This window comes from Streptomyces beijiangensis (genome assembly GCF_017315755.1).
GTDB lineage: Bacteria > Actinomycetota > Actinomycetes > Streptomycetales > Streptomycetaceae > Streptomyces > Streptomyces beijiangensis.
Window position 1 is genome coordinate 1 of record NZ_JAFLRJ010001441.1, and the last position, 401, is coordinate 401.

The 401-nt window shown below is 54.4% G+C and carries 1 protein-coding gene; it reads right to left on the reverse strand.

The window, feature by feature from the left end:
- A partial coding sequence (locus J0695_RS46505) for an N-acetylmuramic acid 6-phosphate etherase (protein WP_206970085.1) occupies nt 1-401 on the reverse strand: 401 nt, incomplete at both ends.

Sequence of the window (401 nt, forward strand, 5' to 3'; positions counted from 1 at the left end):
GCTTTCATTCTCGTCGATCCGGCAATGACTTCAGGGCCGACGACTACTTCTATGCTGTGATCTGCCGCCTGGCTGATCGCCGAGTTTTCATTGCATGTCAGCGATATGGCCTTGGCACCTGTTTTCTTGGCATACTTCAGGGCGCCTAGGACGTACGGAGTTCGGCCGCTGGCGGCGATTCCGATTACGGTATCATTGTTTGAGAGGTTAACGGCTTCTAAATCCCGTCTGCCAAAAGCCTCAGGATCTTCAGCGCCTTCGACGGCATTGTACAAAGCTTTTTCTCCCCCTGCAATGATGCCTATGACCGACTCGGGAGATATGCTGAATGTCGGCGGGCATTCAGCTGCATCAAGTACGCCGAGCCTCCCGCTTGTACCGGCACCGATGTAGATGATCCG